General features: G+C 66.5%; 24 protein-coding genes, 1 pseudogene and 1 riboswitch. Of the genes and pseudogenes, 13 read left to right on the forward strand and 12 right to left on the reverse strand.

Features of this window, described 5'->3' with window-relative positions; genetic code table 11:
• Positions 1 to 227 precede the first annotated feature (227 nt).
• The gene (locus ACFOHJ_RS12560) at positions 228 to 1,028 is read left to right on the forward strand and encodes a DUF3108 domain-containing protein (protein ID WP_378220874.1); all 801 of its coding nucleotides are present in this window, start codon (positions 228 to 230) and stop codon (positions 1,026 to 1,028) included.
• A gap of 26 nt (positions 1,029 to 1,054) precedes the next feature.
• Entirely contained in the window at positions 1,055 to 1,936 is an 882-nt protein-coding gene (yddG, locus tag ACFOHJ_RS12565; protein WP_378220878.1) for an aromatic amino acid exporter YddG, read from the forward strand.
• On the opposite strand, the gene gloB is transcribed toward yddG, so the two are convergent.
• Positions 1,933 to 2,700, reverse strand: coding sequence for a hydroxyacylglutathione hydrolase (gloB, locus tag ACFOHJ_RS12570; RefSeq protein ID WP_378220879.1), 768 nt, complete (start codon positions 2,698 to 2,700; stop codon positions 1,933 to 1,935). The two genes, yddG and gloB, sit on opposite strands and share 4 nt — an antisense overlap.
• Positions 2,701 to 2,835: 135 nt before the next feature.
• Here gloB and ACFOHJ_RS12575 point away from each other — a divergent pair, with 135 nt between their 5' ends.
• Both ACFOHJ_RS12575 and ACFOHJ_RS12580 read left to right on the forward strand, forming a co-directional pair.
• Positions 2,836 to 3,618 (forward strand): class I SAM-dependent methyltransferase, encoded by a 783-nt coding sequence (locus tag ACFOHJ_RS12575; RefSeq protein WP_378220880.1) that lies wholly within the window; start codon positions 2,836 to 2,838, stop codon positions 3,616 to 3,618.
• Positions 3,619 to 3,685: 67 nt separating this feature from the next.
• Entirely contained in the window at positions 3,686 to 5,521 is a 1,836-nt protein-coding gene (locus tag ACFOHJ_RS12580; RefSeq protein ID WP_378220882.1) for an ABC transporter ATP-binding protein/permease, read from the forward strand.
• A 13-nt stretch (positions 5,522 to 5,534) separates the two neighbouring features.
• Here ACFOHJ_RS12580 and chrA read toward each other — a convergent pair whose 3' ends face one another.
• Both chrA and metA read right to left on the reverse strand, forming a co-directional pair.
• On the reverse strand, positions 5,535 to 6,752 hold the full coding sequence (gene chrA / locus ACFOHJ_RS12585) for a chromate efflux transporter (protein ID WP_378220884.1): 1,218 nt from the start codon (positions 6,750 to 6,752) through the stop codon (positions 5,535 to 5,537).
• 29 nt (positions 6,753 to 6,781) lie between these two features.
• The gene (gene metA / locus ACFOHJ_RS12590) at positions 6,782 to 7,717 is read right to left on the reverse strand and encodes a homoserine O-acetyltransferase MetA (protein ID WP_378220886.1); all 936 of its coding nucleotides are present in this window, start codon (positions 7,715 to 7,717) and stop codon (positions 6,782 to 6,784) included.
• A gap of 53 nt (positions 7,718 to 7,770) precedes the next feature.
• Positions 7,771 to 7,849, reverse strand: a riboswitch (SAM riboswitch).
• Between the two features lie 98 nt (positions 7,850 to 7,947).
• On the opposite strand from metA, the gene hisC reads away from it, so the two are divergent.
• Both hisC and ACFOHJ_RS12600 read left to right on the forward strand, forming a co-directional pair.
• The gene (gene hisC, locus ACFOHJ_RS12595; RefSeq protein WP_378220888.1) at positions 7,948 to 9,057 is read left to right on the forward strand and encodes a histidinol-phosphate transaminase; all 1,110 of its coding nucleotides are present in this window, start codon (positions 7,948 to 7,950) and stop codon (positions 9,055 to 9,057) included.
• Positions 9,058 to 9,062: 5 nt separating this feature from the next.
• A complete protein-coding gene (locus tag ACFOHJ_RS12600) occupies positions 9,063 to 9,983 on the forward strand; it encodes a prephenate/arogenate dehydrogenase family protein (RefSeq protein ID WP_378220890.1) in 921 nt (306 codons plus the stop codon).
• Between the two features lie 107 nt (positions 9,984 to 10,090).
• Here ACFOHJ_RS12600 and ACFOHJ_RS12605 read toward each other — a convergent pair whose 3' ends face one another.
• Complete coding sequence (locus ACFOHJ_RS12605) at positions 10,091 to 11,089, reverse strand: DUF2125 domain-containing protein (protein ID WP_378220892.1); 999 nt, start codon at positions 11,087 to 11,089, stop codon at positions 10,091 to 10,093.
• 131 nt (positions 11,090 to 11,220) lie between these two features.
• Here ACFOHJ_RS12605 and ACFOHJ_RS12610 point away from each other — a divergent pair, with 131 nt between their 5' ends.
• Complete coding sequence (locus tag ACFOHJ_RS12610; RefSeq protein WP_378220894.1) at positions 11,221 to 11,742, forward strand: gamma-glutamylcyclotransferase; 522 nt, start codon at positions 11,221 to 11,223, stop codon at positions 11,740 to 11,742.
• 78 nt (positions 11,743 to 11,820) lie between these two features.
• The gene (locus ACFOHJ_RS12615) at positions 11,821 to 12,768 is read left to right on the forward strand and encodes an aldo/keto reductase (protein WP_378220896.1); all 948 of its coding nucleotides are present in this window, start codon (positions 11,821 to 11,823) and stop codon (positions 12,766 to 12,768) included.
• 4 nt (positions 12,769 to 12,772) lie between these two features.
• Here ACFOHJ_RS12615 and ACFOHJ_RS12620 read toward each other — a convergent pair whose 3' ends face one another.
• The gene (locus ACFOHJ_RS12620; RefSeq protein ID WP_378220897.1) at positions 12,773 to 13,567 is read right to left on the reverse strand and encodes a lysophospholipid acyltransferase family protein; all 795 of its coding nucleotides are present in this window, start codon (positions 13,565 to 13,567) and stop codon (positions 12,773 to 12,775) included.
• Positions 13,568 to 13,705: 138 nt separating this feature from the next.
• On the opposite strand from ACFOHJ_RS12620, the gene ACFOHJ_RS12625 reads away from it, so the two are divergent.
• Positions 13,706 to 14,347: a LysE family translocator gene (locus ACFOHJ_RS12625; RefSeq protein ID WP_378220899.1), complete on the forward strand. Its 642-nt coding sequence runs from the start codon at positions 13,706 to 13,708 to the stop codon at positions 14,345 to 14,347.
• Here the strand turns inward: ACFOHJ_RS12625 and ACFOHJ_RS12630 are convergent.
• The 6 genes from ACFOHJ_RS12630 to ACFOHJ_RS12655 form a co-directional block, all read right to left on the reverse strand.
• A complete protein-coding gene (locus ACFOHJ_RS12630; protein WP_378220901.1) occupies positions 14,319 to 14,831 on the reverse strand; it encodes a hypothetical protein in 513 nt (170 codons plus the stop codon). The genes ACFOHJ_RS12625 and ACFOHJ_RS12630 overlap by 29 nt on opposite strands.
• A complete protein-coding gene (rlmN, locus tag ACFOHJ_RS12635; protein WP_378220903.1) occupies positions 14,828 to 16,060 on the reverse strand; it encodes a 23S rRNA (adenine(2503)-C(2))-methyltransferase RlmN in 1,233 nt (410 codons plus the stop codon). The genes ACFOHJ_RS12630 and rlmN overlap by 4 nt, the downstream gene beginning before the upstream one ends.
• A 151-nt stretch (positions 16,061 to 16,211) precedes the next feature.
• On the reverse strand, positions 16,212 to 16,715 hold the full coding sequence (locus tag ACFOHJ_RS12640) for an invasion associated locus B family protein (RefSeq protein WP_378220905.1): 504 nt from the start codon (positions 16,713 to 16,715) through the stop codon (positions 16,212 to 16,214).
• Positions 16,716 to 16,979: 264 nt separating this feature from the next.
• On the reverse strand, positions 16,980 to 17,342 hold the full coding sequence (locus ACFOHJ_RS12645) for a YkvA family protein (RefSeq protein WP_378220907.1): 363 nt from the start codon (positions 17,340 to 17,342) through the stop codon (positions 16,980 to 16,982).
• A gap of 119 nt (positions 17,343 to 17,461) precedes the next feature.
• Positions 17,462 to 18,052, reverse strand: coding sequence for an RNA 2',3'-cyclic phosphodiesterase (thpR, locus tag ACFOHJ_RS12650; RefSeq protein WP_378220909.1), 591 nt, complete (start codon positions 18,050 to 18,052; stop codon positions 17,462 to 17,464).
• 136 nt (positions 18,053 to 18,188) lie between these two features.
• Entirely contained in the window at positions 18,189 to 18,833 is a 645-nt protein-coding gene (locus tag ACFOHJ_RS12655) for an arylesterase (RefSeq protein WP_378220911.1), read from the reverse strand.
• A 63-nt stretch (positions 18,834 to 18,896) separates the two neighbouring features.
• Here ACFOHJ_RS12655 and ACFOHJ_RS12660 point away from each other — a divergent pair, with 63 nt between their 5' ends.
• The 4 genes from ACFOHJ_RS12660 (at position 18,897) to ACFOHJ_RS12675 (ending at position 23,838) form a co-directional block, all read left to right on the forward strand.
• Complete coding sequence (locus ACFOHJ_RS12660; RefSeq protein ID WP_378220913.1) at positions 18,897 to 19,595, forward strand: ABC transporter ATP-binding protein; 699 nt, start codon at positions 18,897 to 18,899, stop codon at positions 19,593 to 19,595.
• 34 nt (positions 19,596 to 19,629) lie between these two features.
• On the forward strand, positions 19,630 to 22,176 hold the full coding sequence (locus tag ACFOHJ_RS12665; protein WP_378221564.1) for an ABC transporter permease: 2,547 nt from the start codon (positions 19,630 to 19,632) through the stop codon (positions 22,174 to 22,176).
• 230 nt (positions 22,177 to 22,406) lie between these two features.
• Positions 22,407 to 23,177, forward strand: coding sequence for a Bax inhibitor-1/YccA family protein (locus ACFOHJ_RS12670; RefSeq protein WP_378220915.1), 771 nt, complete (start codon positions 22,407 to 22,409; stop codon positions 23,175 to 23,177).
• Between the two features lie 82 nt (positions 23,178 to 23,259).
• Positions 23,260 to 23,838, forward strand: coding sequence for a GNAT family N-acetyltransferase (locus tag ACFOHJ_RS12675; protein ID WP_378220916.1), 579 nt, complete (start codon positions 23,260 to 23,262; stop codon positions 23,836 to 23,838).
• Between the two features lie 49 nt (positions 23,839 to 23,887).
• On the opposite strand, the pseudogene ACFOHJ_RS12680 reads toward ACFOHJ_RS12675, so the two are convergent.
• Positions 23,888 to 24,139 (reverse strand): annotated as a pseudogene (locus ACFOHJ_RS12680) (ABC transporter ATP-binding protein); the annotation flags it as partial.

A 24,139-nucleotide genomic window follows, 5' to 3' on the forward strand; every position in this document is an offset into this window, starting at 1 on the left:
GTTCTTGTCTGCCCAAGGCTCGAAGCCCGCGCCGTGTAGCGCGCCTGTCGAGCGGGCAACCTTATGGAAAAGTGGGCGTTCCATAAGTGGAATTCGGCGTCTCGTCAAGCGCCCGCTTGCCGACGGGCCTTCACATTAACGCCGGAATTGACCGGCAGGCAACGATCCCATGGCTTGAAGCGGCGCCGGCCGCGCCGGGCCATGACCGATTCAGTGGAACAACGCCCATGCGCCATGCCCTTGCCCGCCTTCCCGCCATCGTGCTGGCCGCACTCCTCACCGTCGCGGCGCCGGGCGCTGCCGGGGCGGCGGCGCCGCAGTCGTTCAACGGCGAGTACACGGTATCGTATCTCGGCCTGTCGGTGGCCAGGGCCACGTTCAAGAGCCGATACGAGAACGAGGTCTACTCGATCCAGGGCAGCGTTTCGACGGCCGGCCTCGCGCAGATATTCGACGATACGAAGGGCAGCGTCTCGACTTCCGGCCGGGTGCTGGCCGACGGCATCCAGCCCGGCAAGTTCCGCGCCGACTACACGTCGGGCAAGAAGAAGTCGCTCATCGACATCCGCTTCGACGGCGGCAAGGTCGTCTCCACCGAGGTCGTTCCGAAGCCCAAGCGGCGCGGTTCCGCCTGGCTGCCGCTCGACATGAACGATCTCGCCGGCGTAGCCGATCCGATCTCGGCTACCGTCATCCGCGCCGAGACGATGGAAAAAGTATGCGGGCGCACGGTGAAGCTCTACGACGGCGAGATGCGGGCCGACCTCAAGCTCGCCCTGGTCAGCAAGGGCAGCATTTCGGTGAAGGGCTATGAAGGGCCGACGGTCACCTGCCGGCTCAGCTTCGTGCCGGTTTCGGGCTTCTCCAAGAAACGCAAGGCGCTCAAGTTCCTGCAGGACAAAAGCCGGATCGACGTGACGTTTGCACCGCTCGGCAAAACTGGCATATATGCGCCGGTCCGCGCGACGGTCGGGACCCAGATCGGGACCATCACGCTCGATGCGCGGCGCTTCGAGGCAGTCGACTAGGCGCTGGCGCGCCGGCGGGTGGGGCTATGGCGCGAGCGACGTTGATCGGGTTTTCGGCGGTGGCGATGTGGGCGCTCTTGGCGCTGCTGACGGATGCTTCCGGAACCATGCCGCCCTTCCAGCTTTCGGCGCTCACCTTTGCCATCGGCACCTGCGTCGGCCTTGCCGCGCGGCTGTTCGCGCCGGCTGCGCCGAAGGCGGAGAAAATCCCGCCGGTCGTGTGGCTGATCGGCATTGCCGGCCTGTTCGGCTACCACTTCTTCTATTTCACCGCCCTGCGCAACGCGCCGGCAGTCGAGGCCAGCCTGATCGCCTATCTGTGGCCGCTGCTGATCGTGCTCGGCTCGGCGCTGATGCCGGGCGAGAAGCTGGCCTGGCACCATATCGCCGGCGCGCTGCTCGGCCTATGCGGCACCGTGCTCATCGTCACCAAGGGCGGCAGCCTCGATTTCGACGCCCGCTACGCCTTCGGCTATGCGATGGCGGCGGTATGCGCGCTGCTGTGGTCGGCCTATTCGCTGTTGTCGCGGCGCTTCGCGGCGGTGCCGACCAGCATCGTCACCTGGTTTTGCGCCGCCACCTCGGTCCTGTCGCTGGCCTGCCACCTGATGCTGGAACAGACGGTGTGGCCGGCCGATGCCGGGCAATGGCTGGCGGTGCTCGGCCTCGGGCTGATGCCGGTGGGAGCGGCGTTCTACGCCTGGGACATCGGCGTCAAGCGCGGCAATATCCAGGTACTGGGAGCGGCAAGCTATGCCGCCCCGCTGTTGTCGACGCTGGTGCTGATCGCGGCCGGGTTCGCCCAGCCGTCGCTGCGTATCCTCGCGGCCTGCGTGCTGATCACCGGCGGGGCTGTGCTGGCGGCCAAGTCGCTGATCCTGCGCAAGAGCGAAAGGGTGCCGGCCTAGAAGTTATCCTTGCGCTTGCGGATCTCGGCGAACACCTCGGCGTCCGAGGCGTTTTCCATGCCGAGGTTCTTGCGGATCGCCGGGTCGGCCCAGCGCAGGAACGGGTTAGTCGCCAGTTCCTCGCCGATGGTGGTCGGCAGCGTCGGCTTGCCTTCGGCACGCAGCGCCTCGATCTTCTTTGCCCGCGCCTGCAGCGCCTCGTTGCCCGGATCGATGGTCAGGGCGAAGCGGGCATTGGAAAGCGTGTATTCGTGGCCGCAATAGACCGCCGTCTCGGGTGGCAGCGCGGCGAGCTTCTTCAGCGAGTCGTACATGACCGGCGGGGGGCATTCGAACAGCCGCCCGCAACCCAGCGCAAACAGCGTGTCGGCGGCAAACAGCACTTTCGATTGCGGGAAATGGTAGGAAACATGGCCGGCGGTATGGCCGGGGGTGAAGATGACCTCGGCGTTCTCGCCGCCGAACGCGACGACGGAGTCCTGCTCGACGGTCTCGTCGATGCCGGGGATTTTCGCCTTTTCCAGCGCTGGGCCGACGATCTTGAGGTTGAAGCGCTCCTTCAGCGCCAGGTTGGCCTCGACATGGTCGGCGTGATGGTGGGTGATGAGAAGCAGCGACGGCTTCCAGCCGGTACGCTCGATGGCGGCGAGGATGGGGGCTTCCTGCGGCGCGTCGACGAGCGCCGACAGGCCGCTCTTGGGGTCATGGATCAATACGCCGAAATTGTCTTCCCGGCACATGAACTGATCGATCTCGATGGCCATTGCAAAATCTCCTGTGAACGCGGCAGACATAGGATGCCACGGCACGCCTGTCATCCCCATGACGGGCGGGCCGGCCGGCTTTGTTGAATTCGGCGGGCATCGCGGCTACCGTCCGTCTCCGTACGGGTACGTTCCATGCACGCCGATATCGTCGATCTCCGCGCTTTCTATGCAAGTCCGCTCGGCCGGCTGACCGAGCATTCGCTCTCGATGGCGCTGTCTTCGGTGTGGACGGCGATCCCGAACGAGCGCCTCGTCGGGCTCGGCTATACGCTGCCGTGGCTCGACCGCTTCGGCGCCGATGCCGAGCGCGTGTTCGCCTTCATGCCGGCGACGCAGGGCGCGGTGGTGTGGCCGGCGGGCAAGGCCAGCGCCACGGCGCTGGTGTTCGACGAGGAACTGCCGCTGGTCGATGCCAGCATCGACCGCATGCTGGTCGTCCATTCGCTGGAACATGCGGAAAACCCGCGCGAGACGCTGAACGAGATCTGGCGGGTGCTGTCGCCGGCCGGGCGGGTGGTCATCGTCGTGCCGAACCGGCGCGGCGTGTGGGCGCGCTTCGAGCATACGCCCTTCGGCATCGGCCGGCCGTTCTCGCGCGGGCAGCTCAGCGAATTGCTGCGCGAGGCGAACTTCACGCCGGCCGCCTGGGCGGATGCGCTGCTGTTTCCGCCCTCGCAACGCCGCTTCATGATGCGCTTTCACGCGGCCCTCGAGCGGGCGGGCCGACGGCTGTGGCCGATCTTTCCGGGCGTTCACATCGTCGAGGCGCAAAAGCGCATCTACCAGGGCGTGCCGATCGCCCAGCGCGCGTCGCGCCGGGTCTTCGTGCCGGTGCTTTCGCCGCAAGGCGTGGCCGGCATGGGGATCACCGGCGCGCGCCGGCAGAAGCAAGCGGCAGAGCCGCCGCCTGCGTGATCGCGGCATTCTTCGCCGCGCCACCCTATTTTCATAAGCGGTGCGGCGAACAGAAAGGCCATCCAAGATGGATCGAATCGGTCTGGAACATCCCGACGACGAGCCGACGCCGGACGCAGCCCAGCCAAGCCGGCTCGCCGACCAGCTTGCGACCATCCGCCAGGCGCTGGCCGCCTCGCCGGTGCGGCGCACGCTTCTGCTCTACTGCGCCGCCATCGTCGCCGTCATCCTACTGACGGCCGGGGGGCAGGTCCTGCTCAACCGCTGGAACCAGCCGTTCTACGACGCGCTGCAGCGGCGCGACCTGCCCGATTTCCTGCACCAACTCGTCGTCTTCGCCGAGATCGCGGGCGGGCTTTTGGTATTCAACGTCGGCCAGACCTGGCTCAGCCAGATGATCCGGCTGCGGCTGCGCGAGGCGCTTACGCTCGACCTCATCGACCAGTGGATGCGGCCGAACCGCGCCTTCCTCGTCGCCAAGGCCGGCGCCATCGGCGTCAACCCCGACCAGCGCATGCAGGAGGACACGGGCCACCTTTGCGACCTCACCACGGGCCTCGGCATCGGGCTCCTGCAGGCGACGATCCTGCTCGTCTCCTTCATCGGCGTGTTGTGGTCGCTGTCCTCGGGCTTCGTCTTCCATGTCGACGGCAAGGCCTTCGCCATCCCCGGCTACATGGTGTGGGCGGCCTTCCTCTATGCCGGCTCGGCCTCGTGGCTGAGCTGGCTGGTCGGGCGGCCGCTGATCCAGCAGAACAGCGAGCACTATGCCCGCGAGGCGGATCTGCGCTTTTCCATGATGCGGGCGAACGAGCATATCGACGCCATCGCGCTGGTGCGCGGGGAGGCGGCCGAGCGGCGGCGGCTGGAACTCGACCTTTCCACGCTGCTTTCCGTGATCCGGCGCATCTACACCACCCAGATCAACCTTTCCTGGGTCACCGACACCTATGGCTGGATCACCGTCGTCGCACCGATCCTGGTCGCCGCGCCGGTCTATTTCGCCGGCGACATCTCCTTCGGCGGACTGATGATGGCGGTCGGCGCCTTCAACCAGGTCCATTCCTCGCTGCGCTGGTTCATCAACAATATCGGCGGCATCGCCGACTGGCGGGCGACGCTGATGCGCGTCGCCGACTTCCGCCTGGCGCTCCAGGAGACCGATGTGCTGCACGGCAGCGAAAAGCGCATCGAAATCGGCCGCAACGACAGCGCGACGATGACGTTCGACGCTCTGGAGATCAAGTCGCCGGAAGGCTGCACGCGGCTCGCCAAGCCGCGCGTCGAGATCAAGGCCGGCGAGCGGGTGCAGGTCACCGGCGACCCCGGAGCCGGCAAGACGCTGTTCTTCCGGGCGATCGCCGGCCTGTGGCCGTGGGGCACGGGCCGCATCGGCCTGCCCGCCGGCGAGATGCCGGTGCTGGTGCCGCGCACGCCCTATTTCTCGCCCGGCACGTTGCGCGAGGTGTTCGACCAGATGGCCGGAAACGACGGGCTGGACGACGCCGAAATCCGCGATGCGCTGGGTGAGGTCGGGCTTGGCCGCCTTTCCGCCGCGCTCGACCGGCAGGCGCGCTGGGAGCACGAACTCACCGGCGACGAGCAACGGCTGCTGATGCTGGCCGCGACGGCGTTGGGGCGGCCGAAATGGATCGTCATCGACGATGCGCTGGATACGCTCGACACCGATACGCTGAAGCGGGTGCTGGCGCTGTTTCGCAAGCACCTCGACGGCACCGCGATCCTCAATATCGGCCGGGCGCTGCCCGACAACGATTTCTTCGGCCGGACGCTGACCATCGTCAAGGACAAGGCCGCGCCCGCGCTCAAGCCCGCCAGGGTGCGCCCCGGCGCCATCGAGACGCCGGCAAGCAGCGGCCGGAAGGTCGTCAAGGCGGGATAAGGGGCCGAGGGAGCTACGGCAGCAGGAAGCCGGCCGCCGCGCTGAGGAGGACGATGACGAGCGGCGGCGCCTTCCACGCGACCAGCAGCAGGCCGCCGGCCAGCGCCACCAGCGCATCGGCCGGCCCGGTAACGGTCGTGGAGATCAGCGGATCGTAAAGCGCCGCGGCGAGAAGGCCGACGACGGCGGCGTTGGCCCCGGCGAGCGCCGCCCGCACATTGGCGGCGCCGCTCAGCCGCGCCCAGAACGGCAGCACGCCGACCAGCAACAGCAGGCCGGGCAGGAAGATCGCCACCAGCGCCAGCGCCGCGCCGAAAATGCCGTTCGGGGCAGGGTGCAGCGCGGCCCCCAGGAAAGCGGCGAAGGTAAACAGCGGGCCAGGCACCGCCTGTGCTGCGCCATAGCCGGCAAGGAACATCTCCCTGCCGATCCAGCCGGTCGTCACCACTTCGCGTTCCAGCAAGGGCAGCACGACGTGGCCGCCGCCGAACACCAGCGCTCCTGCCCGGTAGAAGGCGTCGATCACCGCCAGGACATGGTCCGCCGAGAGGCTGCGTGCCAGCGGCAGCAGCACCAGCAGGCCGAAGAACAGCGCCAGCGCGACGGTGCCGGTGCGGTGGGATATGCCGAAATCGAGCGTGACCGGCCCCGCTTCGCCGCTGCCGCGCAACAGCACCGCTCCGGCCGCCGCGCCGCCCGCGATCACCACCAGTTGCATCAGCGGCAGGTGCACGGTCGCGAGCAGGGCGAAGGCGGCGACGGCGATGAGCACGGTGGTAAAACTGCGGCAGAAGCCGCGCGCCATGCCCCATACCGCCTGGGCGACGACGGCGACGGCGGCCAGCTTCAGCCCATGCAGAATGCCCGCCATGCCGGGGCCGTCGAGCACGGTCATGCCACCGGCGAAGGCGACGAGCAGCAGCGCCGAGGGCAGCGTGAAGCCGGCCCAGGCAGCCAGCGCGCCGAGCGGCCCCGCCCGCCACAGGCCGAGGGCGAAGCCGACCTGGCTGCTCGCCGGGCCGGGCAGGAACTGGCACAGCGCCACCAGGTCGAGGTAGAAGCGGTCCGTAACCCAGCCGCGCCGCACCACGAGTTCGTTGCGGAAATAGCCGAGATGGGCGATCGGCCCGCCGAATGAGGTCAGCCCGAGCTTCAGGAAGGCCGCGAACACCTCGCCGGGGTTGCCGCCATGCCGGGCCGTCGAGCTATCGTCCGGCAACGGTTCCGTCATCGGGCCCCCCACGTCACCGCCACCCGGCTCTATGCCGCGGTCACCAGCTTCTTTCCGATCGCTTCCAGGTCGTAGGGCGTGGTCTGGTAGACGCGGTTGATCCAGTTGCCGAACAGGAGGTGGGCGTGCGAGCGCCAGCGGTTGAGCGGCGGCTTGGACGGGTCGTCGTCGGGATAGTAGCCGTGCGGCACCTCGATCGATACGCCGGCCGACACGTCGCGGTCGTATTCCTCCTTCAGCGAGGTGGAATCGTATTCGATGTGGTTGAAGATATAGAGCCGGTTGGCGGTCGCCTCCGCCAGCAGGCAGGGGCCGGTCGCCTCCGATTCCATCAGCACGTCGAGGCCGGCGCCCGGCGGAAGATCGGCTTTGCGCACCTCCGTCCAGCGGGAAACGGGAATGGCGAAATCGTCCGAGAAGCCGGCAAGATAGGGTGACGCCGGCGCGTTATTACGATGTCGGAAGACACCGAAAGCCTTCTTCTCGAGCGTGTGCTTGGGCACGCCGTGGAAATGCCAGGCGGCCGCCATCGCCCCCCAGCAGATGTAGAAGGAGGAATGGACGTTGGTGGTCGTCCAGTCGAAAATCTGCTGGAGTTCCTTCCAGTAGGTCACTTCCTCGAACGGCAAGAGCTCGATGGGCGCGCCGGTGACGATGAAGCCGTCGAACTTGCGGTCCCGCACTTCTTCCCAGGTCTGGTAGAAGGAGATCAGGTGTTCTTCGGAAGTGTGCTTGGCCTTGTGGTTGCCGACGCGCACCAGCGTCAGTTCCACCTGCAACGGCGTTGCGCCCAACAGGCGGGCGAACTGCGTTTCCGTCCGGATCTTGTTCGGCATCAGGTTGAGCAGCCCGATTTGCAACGGCCGGATGTCCTGGCGCAGCGCCGTGCGCTCGTTCATCACGGACACGCCCTCGCGCTCGAGGACCTCATGGGCGGGAAGCTGATCGGGAATCTTGATCGGCATCGGACAAGCTCCAAACAAAAAAGCCGGCGGCGAAAACGCGGCCGGCATGAGCGAACTTGTCATCCTCGGCCTTTTTAGCAACTTCTTTAACGTGGCTGCAAGCCGACCGGCCAAATCACCACGGAACGGCAGTTATGTAGGACCGGCGCGCCGTTGCGTCAACGGTTCTCTCGACAATCCGGGTCACGGCCTGTATGCCGCATCCGCTGCATCTCAACGGAATTCGCGCCATGACCCTTCCCCAGAACGACCGTCCGACGCCACGCGCGGGGATCATGGCCATCGAGGCCTATGTGCCGGGCAAGAGCGCGGCTGCGGCGGGGGTTGCCAAGGTGCACAAGCTTTCCTCCAACGAGAACCCGCTCGGGGCCTCGCCCAAGGCGATCGAGGCCGCGCGCGAAGTGGCGGGCCGGCTCGAATTCTACCCCGACGGCTCGGCCGCGCGGCTGCGCGAGGCGATCGCCGAGGTGCACGGGCTGAATGCGGCCAACATCATCTGCTCGAACGGCTCGGACGAGGTGCTGGGGCTGCTGTCGCAGGCCTACCTGTCGCCGGGCGACGAGGCGATCTTCACCGAGCACGGTTTTCTCGTCTACAGGATCTACACGCAGAGCGCCGGGGCGACGCCGGTCCCGGTGAAGGAAACGGACGAGCGCGCCAATGTCGACGCCATCCTGGCGGCGGTGACGCCGAAGACGAAGATCGTCTTCCTCGCCAATCCCAACAACCCCACCGGCACCTACCTGCCGTTCGAGGAGGTGCGCCGCCTGCATGCCGGCCTGCCGAAGAGCGTGCTTTTGGTGATCGACGCCGCCTATGCCGAATATGTGCGCCGCAACGACTACGAGGCCGGCGTCGAACTGGTGGCGGGCTCGCAGAACGTGGTGATGACGCGCACCTTCTCCAAGATCCACGGCCTCGGCGGGGCGCGCATCGGCTGGATGTATGCACCCACCCATATCATCGATGCGCTGAACCGCATCCGCGGGCCGTTCAACGTCAACGCGACCGCCATCGAGGCGGGCGTCGCGGCGATGCGCGACCGCGCGCATGTCGAGCGCACGGTGGCGCATAACGAACAATGGCTCGCCTGGCTGACCGAGGAACTGACGAAGCTCGGCCTGCGGATCACGCCCAGCGTCGGCAATTTCATCCTGATTCATTTTCCCGATGAGGCAAAGCACTCGGCGGCGAAGGCCGACGACTATCTATCGGCGCGCGGCTATATCCTGCGGCGCGTTGCAGGCTACGGTTTTCCCAACGCGCTGCGGATGACGGTCGGAACCGAAGAAGCCAATCGCGGCGTCGTCGCCGCCCTCACGGAATTCCTGAAAAGCTGAGACAAATGCCCGAACCCATGTTTGAAAAGATCGCGCTGATCGGCATCGGCCTGATCGGCTCGTCGCTGGCGCGCGTCATCGCCCGCGAAAAGCTCGCCGGCCATGTCGCCATTTCCACCCGCAGCGCCGATACGCTGGCGCGTGCCGAGGAACTCGGCCTCGGCGACAGTTACACCACCGATGCGAAAGAGGCCGTGCGCGACGCCGACCTGGTGATCGTCTCGGTGCCGGTCGGCGCTTCGGGCGCGGTCGCCGAGGAAATCGCGCCGGCGCTGAAGAAGGGCGCCATCCTCACCGATGTCGGTTCGACCAAGGCCTCCGTCATCGCGCAGATGGAGCCGCACGTGCCGGAGGGCGTGCACTTCATCCCCGGCCACCCGCTCGCCGGTACGGAAAAATCCGGTCCGGACGCCGGCTTTGCCGAACTGTTCAAGAACCGCTGGTGCATCTTCACGCCGCTGCCCGATACCGATCCGGCGGCGCTGGAAAAGCTGTCGGAGTTCTGGCGGCGCTGCGGCGCCAACATCGACACCATGGACCCGGCGCATCACGACATGACGCTGGCCATCGTCTCGCACCTGCCGCACATCATCGCCTACAACATCGTCGGCACGGCGGACGACCTGCAGACGGTGACGAAATCGGAAGTCATCAAATATTCGGCTTCCGGCTTCCGCGACTTCACCCGCCTGGCGGCTTCCGACCCGACCATGTGGCGCGATGTGTGCCTGCACAACAAGGACGCGATCCTGGAGATGCTGGCGCGCTTTTCGGAGGACCTCGCCTCGCTGCAACGCGCCATCCGCTGGGGCGACGGCGAAAAGCTGTTCGACCTGTTCACCCGCACCCGCGCCGTGCGCCGCTCGATCATCGAGGCGGGGCAGGACACCGACGCGCCCGACTTCGGGCGGCAGGCGGGGAAGTAGCGGGGAAGTAAGGGAGTAAGGGAGTAGTTGATACTGCCTGCGGCGCGTCAACTATCCATCGACGTTTTCCAGCGGCAAAAGCAAACTCCCCTACTCCCCTACTCCCCTCATTCCACCGGCCCGATCTTGCCGAGGGGGATGAAGCCGAGCGATATCCTGCCCTTGGCGATCTTGAGCGGCATCGACGGTTCCTTGCCCATGAAGGCGAGCGCGGCGAAACCCTGCTGGATCTGCTGTTCCTGTTCGGGAATGGCGGTAGCCAGTATGGTGGCGACAGTCTGCGGGTCCTTGATGCGGATCATGAGGTCGGCGTCGATCAATCCGTCGTCGCGGACCGCGACCGGTCCCGAAACCTGGACGGCTGCGCTGCCGGACGAAAGCGCCACCTGCCGAAGGGTCAGCGACTGGCCGCGCAGGCTTTTCACCGGCGTCGCGAGCAGGGCCATTCCGTTCTTCACGGTGGCCTCGATCATGCCGTCGAGCGGCGGGAGCGTGCGCCCGTCGATCGCCTCGGCATCGACCTGCAATTCGCCGAAGCTGATCCTGGCATCGAGGTCCTGGCCCTCGGCCGGCCGTAACTGCGCCTTGGCCTTTGCCGCGCTGAACAATTGCACGGGATCGGTGTCGTCCTGCGGGTCGGTCTGGCCGGAAAAGCCTTCCGCCTGGAACGCCAGCTTCCGCTGCGCCGGCCACATAAGGCCGGTGGAGACGTGCATCCTGTCCCAATCCAGCCAGAGCGGCTCCATGCCGGGCGCGCTGGTGCGCAGCGGGCCGGTGATGTCGGCGCTGGGCGAGAGCGGCAGGTAGAACGGCGCGGCGGCCGTTACCGCGCCGCTCGATGCCGCCACGTTTCCGGCGTCGTCCTCATAGGCGACGCTGTCGCAGGAAACGGCCAGCCGGATCGGAAAGCCGCCGACGGCCATGTTGGCGCAGTCGGCGCGGATGCCCTGCGCGGCAAGCTCGGCAATAGTGCCGTCGACCTCGGCCCTGACCTTGCCGGCAAGGTAGAACCAGCCGGCGCTATAGGCCGCGAAGACGAGGACGACGATGGCGGCAAGCCAGGCAAGGCGGCGGGATTTCGGCTTCTGCGTCAGGGGAGCGGTCATGCTTGGTTTTTTCTGCGATCCATGAAGGTTGGAAGAACGTTCCGTGGAAGCCCATATCAGGAGACGGGACAGTCTGGACAAAAACCGGTTTTGGCGCGACATCGCGGATAGTGACGAACAGGCTTTTCGATATGGGCGATTTTTGGGTTTTTGGCTACGGTTCGCTGATGTGGCGGCCCGGTTTCGCCCATATCGAGGCGCAGCGCGCCCGGCTTTTCGGCTACCGTCGCGCGCTTTGCATCTATTCCTTCGTCCATCGCGGTACGCCTGCCCGGCCGGGCCTGGTGCTGGGCCTCGACCGGGGCGGCTCCTGCGTCGGCATGGCGTTCCGGGTGCCCGGTGATTCGCGCGCAGAGGTGGTGGCCTACCTGCGCGCGCGCGAGCAGGTGACGGGCGTCTATCTGGAGCGCCTGCTGCCGCTCCGGCTGGAGAACGGCGACAGGGTCGAGGCGGTCGCCTACATCGCCGACCGCGGGCACGAGCAATATGCCGGCGCGCTGGCCGCCGCCGATGCCGCAGCGGTGGTGTCGGGCGCCATCGGCCAGTCCGGCAACAACGAGGCCTATGTGACGAGCACGCTCGAACATTTGCAGGCGCTCGGCATCCGCGACCGCTGGCTGGAGGACGTCTGCGGGCAGATCACGGCTGTGTGATCGGCGCGAGAGCCCATAGCTGTTAAACCGGTCCCAACGGACCGCGCCCTCCAGCATTCACGAGAACGGAGAAGAACCTTGGAAACACGACGACTGGGTCGCACCGACCTTACCATCGCGCCATTGGTTTTCGGCGGCAACGTGTTCGGCTGGACGGCGGACGAAAAGACCTCCTTCGACATGCTCGACCGTTTCGTCGATGCCGGCTTCAACGCCATCGACACCGCCAATTCCTATTCGCGCTGGGTGCCGGGTCATAAGGGCGGGGAGTCCGAGACCATCATCGGCAACTGGATGAAGGCGCGCCGGAACCGCGACCGCATCGTGCTGATCACCAAGGTCGGGTCGGACATGGGGCAGGGCAAGAAGGACCTGTCCGCCGCCCATATCGGTGAAGCCATCGAAGCCTCGCTGAAGCGGCTGCAAACCGACATGGTCGATCTCTATCTGTCGCACTGGCCGGACCCGACCGTGTCGCATGAGGAAACGCTCGGCGCCTACCAGAAGCTGATCGCCGCCGGCAAGGTGCGCTTCATCGGCGCCTCCAACCTCGATGCCGGGCAGATGCGGGCGGCGCTCGACGTCGCCCGGCTGCGCGACCTGCCGCGCTACCAGGTGCTGCAGCCCGGCTACAACCTCTACGATCGCGCCGAGTTCGAAGGGCCGTTGCGCGACCTGTGCGTGGCCGAGAATCTCGGCGTCATCAGCTATTACAGCCTGGCCAAGGGCTTCCTTTCCGGAAAATACCGCAGCCGCGACGACCTTGGCAAAAGCGCGCGCGGCAGCGGCGTGCAGGAATACCTCAACCCGCGCGGCATGCGCATTCTGGCCGCGCTCGACACCGTGGCCGCGCGCCACAAGGCGGTGCCGGCCGAGGTGGCGCTGGCCTGGGTGATGGCGCGGCCGGGCATCACCGCGCCGATCGCCAGCGCTACGAATCTCAATCAGGTGGAAAGCCTGATCCGGGCGGCGTCGCTGAAACTGGCGGCCGACGACATGGCCGAACTGGAAAAGGCTTCCGCGTAAGCGCTCAGGCGGTGGCGGTATCGCGCAATTGCCGCAGGCGCTCCACCGCCGTCGGCGGCAGGGGCGGCGGATTGTCGGCCTCGGATGCCTCCATCAGAAGCTTGTCGCAGGCCGCCTCCGTCTCGCCGATCAGCCGCGCCATGAACTCGTCCTTGCCGAGCCCTGGCGGGATGGCGGGGAGGAAGCGGGCGTGGATGGTGCCGGGAAAGCGCAGGAACTTCCGGCGCGGCCAGTAGAGCCCGGCGACATGGGCGACCGGCACCACCGGCAGGCCGAGCTTGTTGTAAAGTTCGACGATGCCGTATTTGTAGGCGGGCTCTGCGCCGGGCGGGCGGCGCGTGCCTTCGGGATAGATGATGAGCTGGCGCGGGTTGCGCTCGAGCTCGGCACGGGTGGACGAAACCACCATCTTGAGCGCCTTCGAGCGGCTGCCGCGATCGACGGGGATCATCCGCATCTTCTTGATGTACCAGCCGAAGAAGGGAATCCAGGTCAGTTCCCGCTTCAGGATGTAAAGCGGATCGTCGAGATAGGGGAAGAAGGCGATGGTGTCCCAGAACGACTGATGCTTTGGCGCCAGGATGAAGGAGCCCTCCGGCAGGTTCTCCAGCCCGGTGATGTCGCTGCGGGTCCGGGCGATCTTTTCGTAAAGCCACAGCGAACTGCGCGACCAGAAGCGCGGGATGAACCAGGCGCGCTTGCGCGGCGACAGGAAATAGATCGGCGTCCACAGGATCATCTGGATGATCATGCTGGCGTAGAAGGCGGCATTGAACGCCAGCGAACGAATCTGAAGCATGCGAGACGGCCCGGTAGTTGCGTTCATGCTGGTTACACCAAGGCCAGGGAAAAAGGAACGCGGCAGGGAAGGTCCCCGGCCGCTGGCGCGCATGGCCGCGTTGCGCTATAGGCTGCCGGTGCCGCCGGTGTTCTTGCCATGACCTTCGTTCCCGATATTTCGACGCTGCTTCAGTTCGGCGTCGCCACCGTCATCCTGGCGCTGACGCCGGGACCGGACATGACGCTCTTCGTCAGCCGCGCGTTGAGCCAGGGGCGCGGGGCGGGCTTTGCCTCGATGGCCGGGGCGTTCTCCGGCATCCTGGTCCATACCACGCTCGTCGCGGTCGGCATTTCGGCGCTGATCGTCGCTGCTCCGATGGCCTTCCTCGCGCTGAAAATCCTGGGGGCGGCCTATCTGGTCTATCTCGCCTGGCACGCGCTTTCGAAGGGATCTGCCTTCACGCCGGCCACCGGCAGGGAGCCGCGCCTCTCGCTGGCGCGCAGCTTCTCGGCCGGCCTCGGCGTCAACCTGCTCAATCCGAAGATCATCCTGTTCTTCATGACCTTCCTGCCGCAGTTCGTATCGGCCCACGACCCGCACGCGCCGGCGAAGCTGTTTTTCCTCGGCCTCCTGTTCATCGCCATCTCCATCCCGATCACGGCGCCGGTGATCCTGGCGGCGGAAAGGTTTTCGGCGGCGATGAAGGCGAACCCGAAGGTGACCCGCGTCATCGACTACCTGCTTGCCGGCGTGTTCTCGGCCTTCGCGCTCAAGATCCTGGCGGCCCAGACGAAATAGAGCCACCGCGCTCGTCCGTGCTGCGCCAGTTGCCGGCCGAGCGGCCCGCGCACAGCCAGTAGGCGATCCCGCCGACGATGCCGCTGCCGACCAGCGAGGCGACGAGGCGCGGCGTCGTTATGCTGTCTTCTGCTCCCGTGCCGGTTTCAAAGCCGATCGCCGGGCCCTGCCAGAACAGGAGGGCGACCGCCAGCCCCACCGCGCCTCCCGCGAGCGCGTAGAAGAGCCAGTTGCGCTGGCCGGACACTTCGCCGACGAGAATGGCGACGGCGGCCGGGGTGAAGGCGAAATAGCCGACGAACAGCGCCACGAACGGGACCGAGAAGAAGAGCGAGCCGATGACGAAGGGCGGCGCCTCGCTCGGCTGCAGGCCGGCGGCGCCCAGCGCCAGAAGGTGCAGGAAGCCGCTCGCCGCCAGCGTCGCCACCCCGTAGCCGATCACGATGACGGCAAAGCGGCCGATATAGGTCAGGATGCGGCTCACGCCTCGCCGTGGCCCGCGATCATCATCGCTTCCAGCGCCAGCCGGTCGACCTTGCGCATGCGCTCGGATTCCGACTTCAACTGGCCGCAGGCGGCGAGGATGTCGCGGCCGCGCGGCGTGCGGATCGGCGAGGCATAGCCGGCATTGTTGATGAAGTCGGCGAACTTCTCGATCGTCTCCCAGTCGGAGCACTGGTAGTTGGTGCCCGGCCACGGATTGAACGGGATCAGGTTGATCTTGGCCGGAATACCCTTCAGCAGTTTTACCAGCGCGCGGGCGTCGTCGAGCGAGTCATTGACGTCCTTCAGCATCACATATTCGAAGGTGATGCGGCGGGCATTGGAAAGGCCGGGGTAGGCCCGGCAGGCCTCGATGAGCTGGTCGAGCGGGAACTTCTTGTTGATCGGAACCAGGAGGTCGCGCAAATCGTCGTTGGTGGCGTGCAGCGAGATCGCCAGCATGACGCCCAGTTCCTCGCCGGTGCGGTAGATTTCGGGAACGACGCCGGAGGTGGAAAGCGTGATGCGGCGCTTCGACAGCGCCAGCCCGTCGCCGTCGGAGGCGATCAGCAACGCCTTCTTCACCGCCTCGAAATTGTAGAGCGGCTCGCCCATGCCCATCATGACGATGTTGGACACCTTGCGGCCCTCGGCGGGCACGATGGCGCCGGCCGGCGTGTCGCGGTCGGGAAAGTCGCCGAGCTTGTCGCGGGCAGTCAGCAACTGCGCCAGGATTTCCTCGGCGGTCAGGTTGCGCACCAGCTTCTGCGTGCCGGTGTGGCAGAACGAGCAGGTCAGCGTGCAGCCGACCTGGCTGGAGATGCACAGCGTGCCGCGTCCTTCCTCCGGGATGTAGACGGTTTCGATCTCGACCGGGCGGCCGGCGCCGCGCGGGGGAAACCGGAACAGCCATTTGCGGGTGCCGTCGGTGGAAATCTGCTCCTCGACGATCTCCGGCCGCGCGATACTGAAGTGGCGGTCGAGGTCGGCGCGCAGTTCCTTGGAGATGTTGAACATGTGGGCGAAGTCGGAGACCCCGCGCACATAGAGCCAGTGCCACAGCTGGCTGGCGCGCATGCGTGCCTGCTTTTCCGGCACGATGCCGGCGCCAACCAGCGCCTCGGCCAGCTCGGCGCGCGAAAGGCCGATCAGCGAGGTCTTGTCGGCCGCCGCATCGGGGCGGAGCGCCGCGCGGGCGGCGTGGGTGGAAAGATCGAGCGATAGGGTCATGGCGGCGCTTATATGGGGACGGCGCAAGGCCGGTCCAGCAGGGAGCGTGAAATCAAGCGCCGCGCATAGCACAGCTTTGCGGCCGAGTCATGCGACGACGCAAAAAGGCCGGACGCGAGCGCCCGGCCTCTAGATGCAATGCCGCGGTTTTCTACTTGCAGTTGGCGATCGAGCTCAGCGCGGCCGAGATGCCCTTCAGCGAAAAGACATAGTTGGTGGCGTTGCCGCGGCCGGACTTGGCCTGCACCTTCATGTCGCGGCCGGCCTTCATCGCGGCGATCAGCACCGGTTCCTCGGCGGCGTTCTCGACCCACGCCGACTTGCCGCGCGTGAACATGGAGAACGACTTCTTGTCGATGGTGACGGTCGCCTTCGAGCCTTCCTGGAAATTGTAGCCGGCAATGAATTGCGGCTCGTAGGAAACCTGCTGGCCGGGCCGCTGGCTGACGAAGAAGAACATGTCGCCATGGTCGAGCGAGGGCGGCTGCTTGTCGGTGGGGACCGTCAGCACATAGCAGACCTTGCCGCCCGATGCCTGGTAGCTGTAGGTGCCCCAGGCGTCGTGCTGGCCGATCTTCGTCGCCTGCTGGGCAAAGGCGGGAGAAGCCGCCGCCAGCATGCCAAGGCCCGAGATGAGTGCAATCAATCCGCGCATCGTGTTTCCCGTAGTTCAAATTATGCGGAGACAGGCCGGCTCGGCGCCCTGCCGTTCGCTTCATTTTGATTTAATCTGGGTTACCAAAGGATGAAGTCCCTTCGAGAAAAGGACTCCCGCCATCGACAAACCGCCACCATTGACGCGCCCGCCGTCTTGCCTGGCGACCGGCGCGCTGTCCCTTTGCCGACTTGAAGGGCAGAAAACGGCAAGAGTTTGTCTTTTCGGGCGGCGGGCTCCGGCGAGGCTGCCGAGCGGCGGCGCTCAGCCCTGGTCGGCGATGGCCTCGCGGGCGGCCAGGCGGTGCTCCGGCGTGATATGGGCGCGCACCGCCGCGATCGCCGCCGCCAGTACGGCGATGTCGTCGGTGAAGCCCAGCCCGAGCATGAAGTCAGGCACGGCGTCGAACGGCAGCACGAAATAACCGAGGGCGGCCAGCAGCGTGGCCTTGGCGCGCAGCGGCGTCCTCTTGTCCAGCGCGCAGAAGTAGGCGGCGACCACCTCTTCCATGAAGGGAAGCCGCAGCGCAGCCTTCTTCGCCGTGCGCCAGAAATTAGCCCGCACCTCGTCCTCGCCGGCGACCTTGTCGCCGAAACCGAAGAGATTGAAGGCCGATTTTTGCACCATTCTGCTGTCTCCGTCAGGGGTAGCGGATTGCCGCGTCGCACAGGATGTGGGGAACAAGGCGCTCCACCGCAAGCAGAAAGCCGAAGCGGTGGAGTCGCGCTCGTCGGGCGTCCGCCGCCTCAGCGCAGGAATTGCGACAATTCGCGCCCGGTTTCCGGCTGCTGGCGCGTGTCCTTGCCTGACAGCGGCCAGGCCTCCTCGATGACATAGGGGCCGCCGCCGACCGAATCGCGCGACGACATCAGCACGAAGCGCCCGACCCGGAACGGCAGGGTGGAGAAATTGCCGCGCGCCGACAGGTAGCGCGCCACTTCGGCGGGGCTCGAATTGCGCAGCCGCGCCAGCGTTACGTGGGGCATGAACTTGCGCGGGTCGGCGGGAACGCCGAGCCGGTGGCAGATGCGGTCGATCTCGGCCTGCAGGGCGACGAGGTCGGGAGAGGCGCTGACGCCGGCCCAGATCGCATGCGGTTTCTTCTGGCCGAAGGCACCGACACCCGACAGCGCCAGGGTGAAGGAAGCCCGGTGCACCCGGTCGAGCGCGTCGGCGATGTCGTCGGCGACATGGCCTTCGACGTCGCCGATGAAACGCAGCGTCAGATGGTAGTTTTCGACGTCGACCCAGCGGGCGCCGGGAAGGCCGCCCCGCAGCAGGGAAAGCGAAAGGGCGGCATCGCGTGGAATTTCGAGGGCGGTGAAAAGACGCGGCATGATAAGCCTCCCTTCATCGAATCGAATTCTTGCCGACAGCGAATCACCGATGGCACGGTGGGGCAAGGACTTTATTGGTGGCGGTCGCTTGTGAAGTTTATGAGACGGAAAGCCTTTCACCTCGCTTTGGTTGCGTTCAGGAGTTTCCGGGCAGCGCGGCAAGGGCCTTTTCGACAGTCTGCAGGATGCCCTTGACCATCCGGTCGATCCCCTTCGCGTTGGGATGCATGCCGTCGCTGAGTTGCAGCGCCGGGTCGCCGGCCACGCCATCGAGGAAGAACGGATAGAGCGGCGCGTCGTATTTCGCGGCGAGCCTGGGATAGATGCCGTCGAACGCCTGCCGGTAGGCTTCGCCCAGATTGGGCGCGGCCAGCATACCGACCAGCACCACGGAGATGTTGCGCTCCTTGAGCCGCGCCATCATGGCGTCGAGGTTCTTTTCGACGATATCCGGCGACAGGCCGCGCAGCATGTCGTTGGCGCCGAGTTCGAGGATGACCAGTCCGGTGCCGTCCGGGATCGACCAGTCGAGGCGCGACAGGCCGCCGCTGGTGGTGTCGCCCGAGACGCCGGCATAGTCGACGGTGACGTCATGGCCGTCGGCGCGCAAGGCCGCCTGCAACCGGTCGGTAAAGCCTTCGCCCGACGCGAGGTCGTAGCCGGCCATCAGGCTGTCGCCGAAACCGACGATCGTAATCGGCTCGGCCGAGGCGGGCCGAGCCAGGAGGCTTGCGGCGAACACAAGGGCGAGACAGGCTGAAACCAGATATTTGAAAGCCATGCGGCAGGCCCCATATGACCAAGGCATTCTTCGCCTCCATCTCCCATATAGGACGATTTATCCGTGGCAGAAGCCGTCATTGAGCTGAAAGACGTGTCGCTGACGCTCGGCGACGGGGCTTCGCGCGTGCATGTCCTCAACGGCGTCAGCCTCGATGTCGAAAGCGGCGAGGTGGTCGGCATCGTCGGCCCGTCCGGGTCCGGCAAGTCCACCCTTCTGATGGTGCTGGCCGGCCTGGAAAGGGTCGATGCGGGCACGGTGCGCATCGCCGGGGAAACCCTAAATGCCCGGAGCGAGGACCAGATCGCGTCGTTTCGCGGCAAGAACATCGGCATCGTGTTCCAGTCCTTCCATCTCATTCCCAACATGACGGCGCTGGAGAACGTCGCCGTTCCGCTCGAGCTTTCCGGCCACGACGACCCGTTCGGCGTCGCCGCCCGGGAACTGGCGGCGGTGGGCCTGAGCGACCGGGTGACGCACTATCCGGGCGAATTGTCGGGCGGCGAGCAGCAGCGCGTGGCGATCGCCCGCGCGCTTGCGCCCGCCCCGCGCATCCTGATCGCCGACGAGCCGACCGGCAATCTCGACCAGGCGACCGGGCGGCAGGTGGCCGACCTGCTTTTCGCCAAGGCCGCCGAGCGCGCCATGACGCTGGTGCTGGTCACCCACGATCCGGGGCTGGCCGCCCGCTGCTCGCGCCAGGTGGCGATGCGCTCGGGCCGCATCGAGGAAGCGCCGGTGCTGGCAAGGGCGAGGGCATGAGGGCGTGGCCTTCGCATCCGGCGGCATGGCGCGCATGATCCCGCGCACCCTTTCCCTCGCCGTCCGCTTTTCGCTGCGCGAGATGCGCGGCGGGCTTTCCGGCTTTTTCATCTTCCTCGCCTGTATCGCGCTCGGCGTGGCCGCCATCGGCGGCGTCAATTCGGTGGCGCGCGCCATCTCGGCGGGCATCGCCGACCAGGGGCAGACGCTTCTGGGCGGCGACCTGCGCTTTCAACTGACCCAGCGCGAGGCGACCGCCGCCGAGCGCGCTTATCTGGATAGCCTCGGCACGGTGTCGCAAAGCGCCAACATGCGCTCGATGGCGAGGCTCGAGGACGGGTCGGACCAGGCGCTGGTCGAGGCCAAGGCGGTCGACGCCGCCTATCCGCTCTATGGCGCGCTGGAAACCGAGCCGACGCTCAGCCATGGCGAGTTGTTCGGGGAGAAAAACGGCGTCTTCGGCGCCGCCGCGCCCGATCTCCTGTTCGAACGGCTCGGGCTGAAGCTCGGCGACCGCGTGCAGCTCGGCAGCGCCAGTTTCGAGCTGCGCGCCAAGCTGGTCGGCGAGCCGGACGCGATTTCCGACGGCTTCGGCTTCGCCCCCAGGCTGCTGATCTCGACGCGGGGCCTGGCGGCCTCCGGCCTGATCCAGCCGGGCAGCCTTGTGCAGCATATCTACCGCCTGCGCCTGCCCCCGGCCGCCAGCGACGCGCGCGTCAAGGAAGTGGAGGCGCAGGCAAACCAGGCGTTTCCCGAAGCCGGCTGGTCGGTGCGCACCCGCGCCAACGCGGCGCCTGCGCTGTCGTCCAACATCGAACGGTTCTCGCAGTTCCTGACGCTGGTCGGGCTGACCGCGCTGGTGGTGGGCGGCGTCGGGGTCGCCAACGCGGTGCGCGCCTATCTTGATTCCAAACGCGGCGTCATCGCCACCTTCAAGAGCCTCGGCGCGTCGGGGCGCTTCGTCTTTACCGTCTATCTCGTGCAGATCCTGATGATCGCGGGCCTCGGCATCGTGGCCGGCCTCGTCCTTGCCGCGCTCATGCCGTTTGCGGCCAGCGCCGCCCTCGGCTCGGTGATCCCGGTGCCGGCCGCCGGCGGCTTCTATCCCGGCGCGCTGCTGCTGGCGGTGCTGTTCGGCGTGCTGACGACGCTGGCCTTTGCGCTGCTGCCGCTTGGCCGCGCCCGCGACGTGCCGGCGACCGCGCTGTTCCGCGAGGCCAGCCTGCAAGGCAAGGGCCTGCCGCGCCCGGTCTATCTCGCCGCGACCCTCGGCCTGGCGCTGGTGCTTGCCGCCTGCGCCGTGCTGTTTGCCACGGATCGCCATATCGCCGCGATCTTCGTCGGTGCGGCGCTTGCGTCCTTCCTGGTGCTGCGCGGCGTCGCCCTGCTGGTGGAATGGCTGGCGCGCAACAGCCCGCGGCCGCGTTTCGTCGCGCTGCGGCTTGCGGTCGGCAACATCCACCGGCCCGGCGCGTTGACGCCTTCGGTGGTGCTGTCGCTCGGCCTCGGGCTGACGCTGCTGGTGACGCTGGCCCTGATCGACGGCAACCTTCGCCGCCAGATCGGCGCCAACCTGCCGCAACAGGCGCCCAATTTCTTCTTCGTCGATATCCAGGCCAATGAAGTGGACGCCTTCGCGGCGCTGATCGCAAAGGAAGCGCCGGCCGGCACGCTGGCCAAGGTGCCGATGCTGCGCGGCCGCATCATGGCGCTGAACGGCATCGATGTCGCCAAGCTGCCGGTACCGGCCGAGGGCGGATGGGTGCTGAAGGGCGACCGCGGCCTGACCTATGACGAGCGCCAGCCCGCCAACGCGACGCTGACCGAAGGCGCATGGTGGTCGCCGGGCTATAGCGGCGAGCCGCTGGTTTCCTTCTCGGCCGAGGAGGCCGGGCAACTTGGCCTGAAAGTCGGCGATACGATCACCGTCAACGTGCTTGGCCGCAACGTTACCGCCAGGATCGCCAATTTGCGACAGGTGGAATGGGAAACGCTCGGCATCAATTTCGTCATGGTCTTTTCGCCAAATACCTTCGCCGGCGCGCCGCATGCGTGGATCGCCACGCTGGCCGACAAGAGTGCCTCGGTGGCCGACGATGCGCGGCTGCTCAACGCCGTTACCCGCGCCTTCCCGGCGGTGACCACGGTCCGGGTCAAGGACGCGCTCGATGTCGTCAACCGGCTGGTCGGGGAACTGGGCACGGCGATCCGGGCGGCCGCCGGCGTGGCGCTTATCGCCTCGGTACTGGTGCTGGCCGGCGCGCTCGCCGCCGGCAACCGCGCCCGCATCCACGATGCGGTGGTGCTGAAGACGCTGGGTGCGACCCGGCGCACGCTGGTTGCCGCGTTCGCGCTGGAATATGCGCTGATCGGGCTCGCCACCGCTCTGTTCTCGCTGGTCGCCGGCGGCGTGGCCGCGTGGTTCGTCGTCGCCCGCGTCATGAAACTGCCCGCGCATTTCTCGCCGGAAGTCGCGCTCACCACGGTCGTGGTGTCGCTGGTGCTGACGGTCGGGCTCGGCCTTACCGGCACATGGCGCATCCTCGGCCAGAAGGCCGCGCCGGTGTTGCGCGAGTTGTGAGCGGCGCCGGCAGGCGGGAGAATTCGATTAATTCTCGGTAATGTTTGCCGAAAAGGCCCCGATAATCGGCCGCGCGCCCGCGTTCACGAAGCATTTCGGGCGGTTATCGTCTTGTTCTCGACCGAAAGAACCATCATATTCAGCCGTAGGCATGCTGGAGTCTCGCCAGCGGCGCCTGGGTTGCGTGAAACGGCCCGACACCCGACGAGGCAGAAGCAATAGAGGAAACCATGGCTGAACTACGCAATTATCAGGTTCGCAGCACGCCCGCTGCCGGCACCTATGCCGACATCGATCAGGGTCTGCGCTCCTATATGATCAAGGTCTACAACCTGATGGGGCTTGGCCTGCTCATCACCGGCCTTGCCGCGGTCGCCACCATCATGATGGCGACGACCAGCACCCCGACCGCCTACGCCATCGGCGACGGCACCTATCTCACCGCTTTCGGCTACGCGATCTTCGCCTCGCCGTTGAAGTGGGTCGTCATCCTGGCGCCGCTGGCGGCCGTGTTCTTCCTGTCGTTCCGCGTGCAGTCGATGAGCGTATCGGCCGCGCAGACGACGTTCTGGGTCTACGCCGCCCTGGTCGGCCTGTCGCTGTCGTCGATCTTCCTGGTCTACACCACGGCGTCGATCTCGCAGACCTTCTTCGCGACGGCGGCGGCCTTCGGCGCTCTGTCGCTCTACGGCTACACCACCAAGCGTGACCTGACCGCGATGGGCTCGTTCCTGATCATGGGCGTGTTCGGCCTGGTCATCGCCATGGTCATCAACATCTTCCTGCAGTCCTCGGCGCTGTCGTTTGCCGTATCGGCGATCGGCGTGCTGGTGTTCGCGGGCCTCACCGCCTACGACACGCAGAAGATCAAGGAAATGTACTTCGAGGGCGACGACCAGCTGGTCGCCGGCCGCAAGTCGATCATGGGCGCGCTGACGCTCTATCTCGACTTCATCAACCTGTTCATGTTCCTGCTCCAGTTCATGGGCGACCGCCGCTAAGGCGACCGGGCATGACGTATTCGAAGGGCGGCCGCGCGGCCGCCCTTTTCTTTTGCCGGGCTTCGGCGGTAAGAGAAGGGCCATGAGCTCCCTGACGATACGGCCTGCGACCCCGGCGGACATCGGCCGCATCACCGAAATCTATGCCGATGCCGTCATCAACGGCACTGCCACCTACGAACTGGAGCCGCCGGCGGCTTCCGAAATGGCCGGCCGGTTCGACAGCCTCGTCGCCTACGGCTATCCCTATATCGTGGCGCAGGACGGCGCGGGAAACATCCTCGGCTATGCCTATGCGAGCGCGTTCCGGTCGCGGCCCGCCTATCGCTTCATCGCCGAGGATTCCATCTATGTCGCGCCGGAGGCCAAGGGGCGGGGCGTCGGCCGGCTGCTGCTTGCGGCGCTGATCGAGGCGGTCGAAGCGCTCGGCTTCCGCCAACTGGTCGCGGTCATCGGTGACGGGACTGCAGCCAGTGCCTCGGTCAGGCTGCACGAGAAACTCGGCTTTCGTCATCAGGGACGGCTTGAAGGCTCGGGCTACAAGCACGGGCGCTGGCTCGACACCACTTTCATGCGGCTGGAGATGAATGGCGGCACCGCTGCCCCACCCGATCCGCAATCGTTGCCCGAGCGAAAATACCGGCAGGAGAAACAGGGCTGAGGCCGGCACCGAAGGCGGGTAGGCGAGGGGAAGCCGCCCCTGCCGTTTCTCAGCCTTCCAGTTCCTCGCGCAGCATTTCCAGTTCCAGCCATTCCTCTTCCAGTGCGGCCAGCGTCTCGCGTTCCTTGTCGAGCGCGGCGATGGTCTTCTGGAACGAGGCCGGATCGCGTTCGTAGAAGGCCGGATCGGCGATGTTGTTTTCCAGGCGGGCGATCGATTCGTTCACCGCCTCGATCCTGCCCGGAAGGTTCTCCAGCGCGAATTTCTGCTTGAACGACAGTTTTTTGGCCGGGCCTTTCGG

The organism is Aquamicrobium soli, assembly GCF_042646345.1.
GTDB lineage: Bacteria > Pseudomonadota > Alphaproteobacteria > Rhizobiales > Rhizobiaceae > Mesorhizobium > Mesorhizobium soli_A.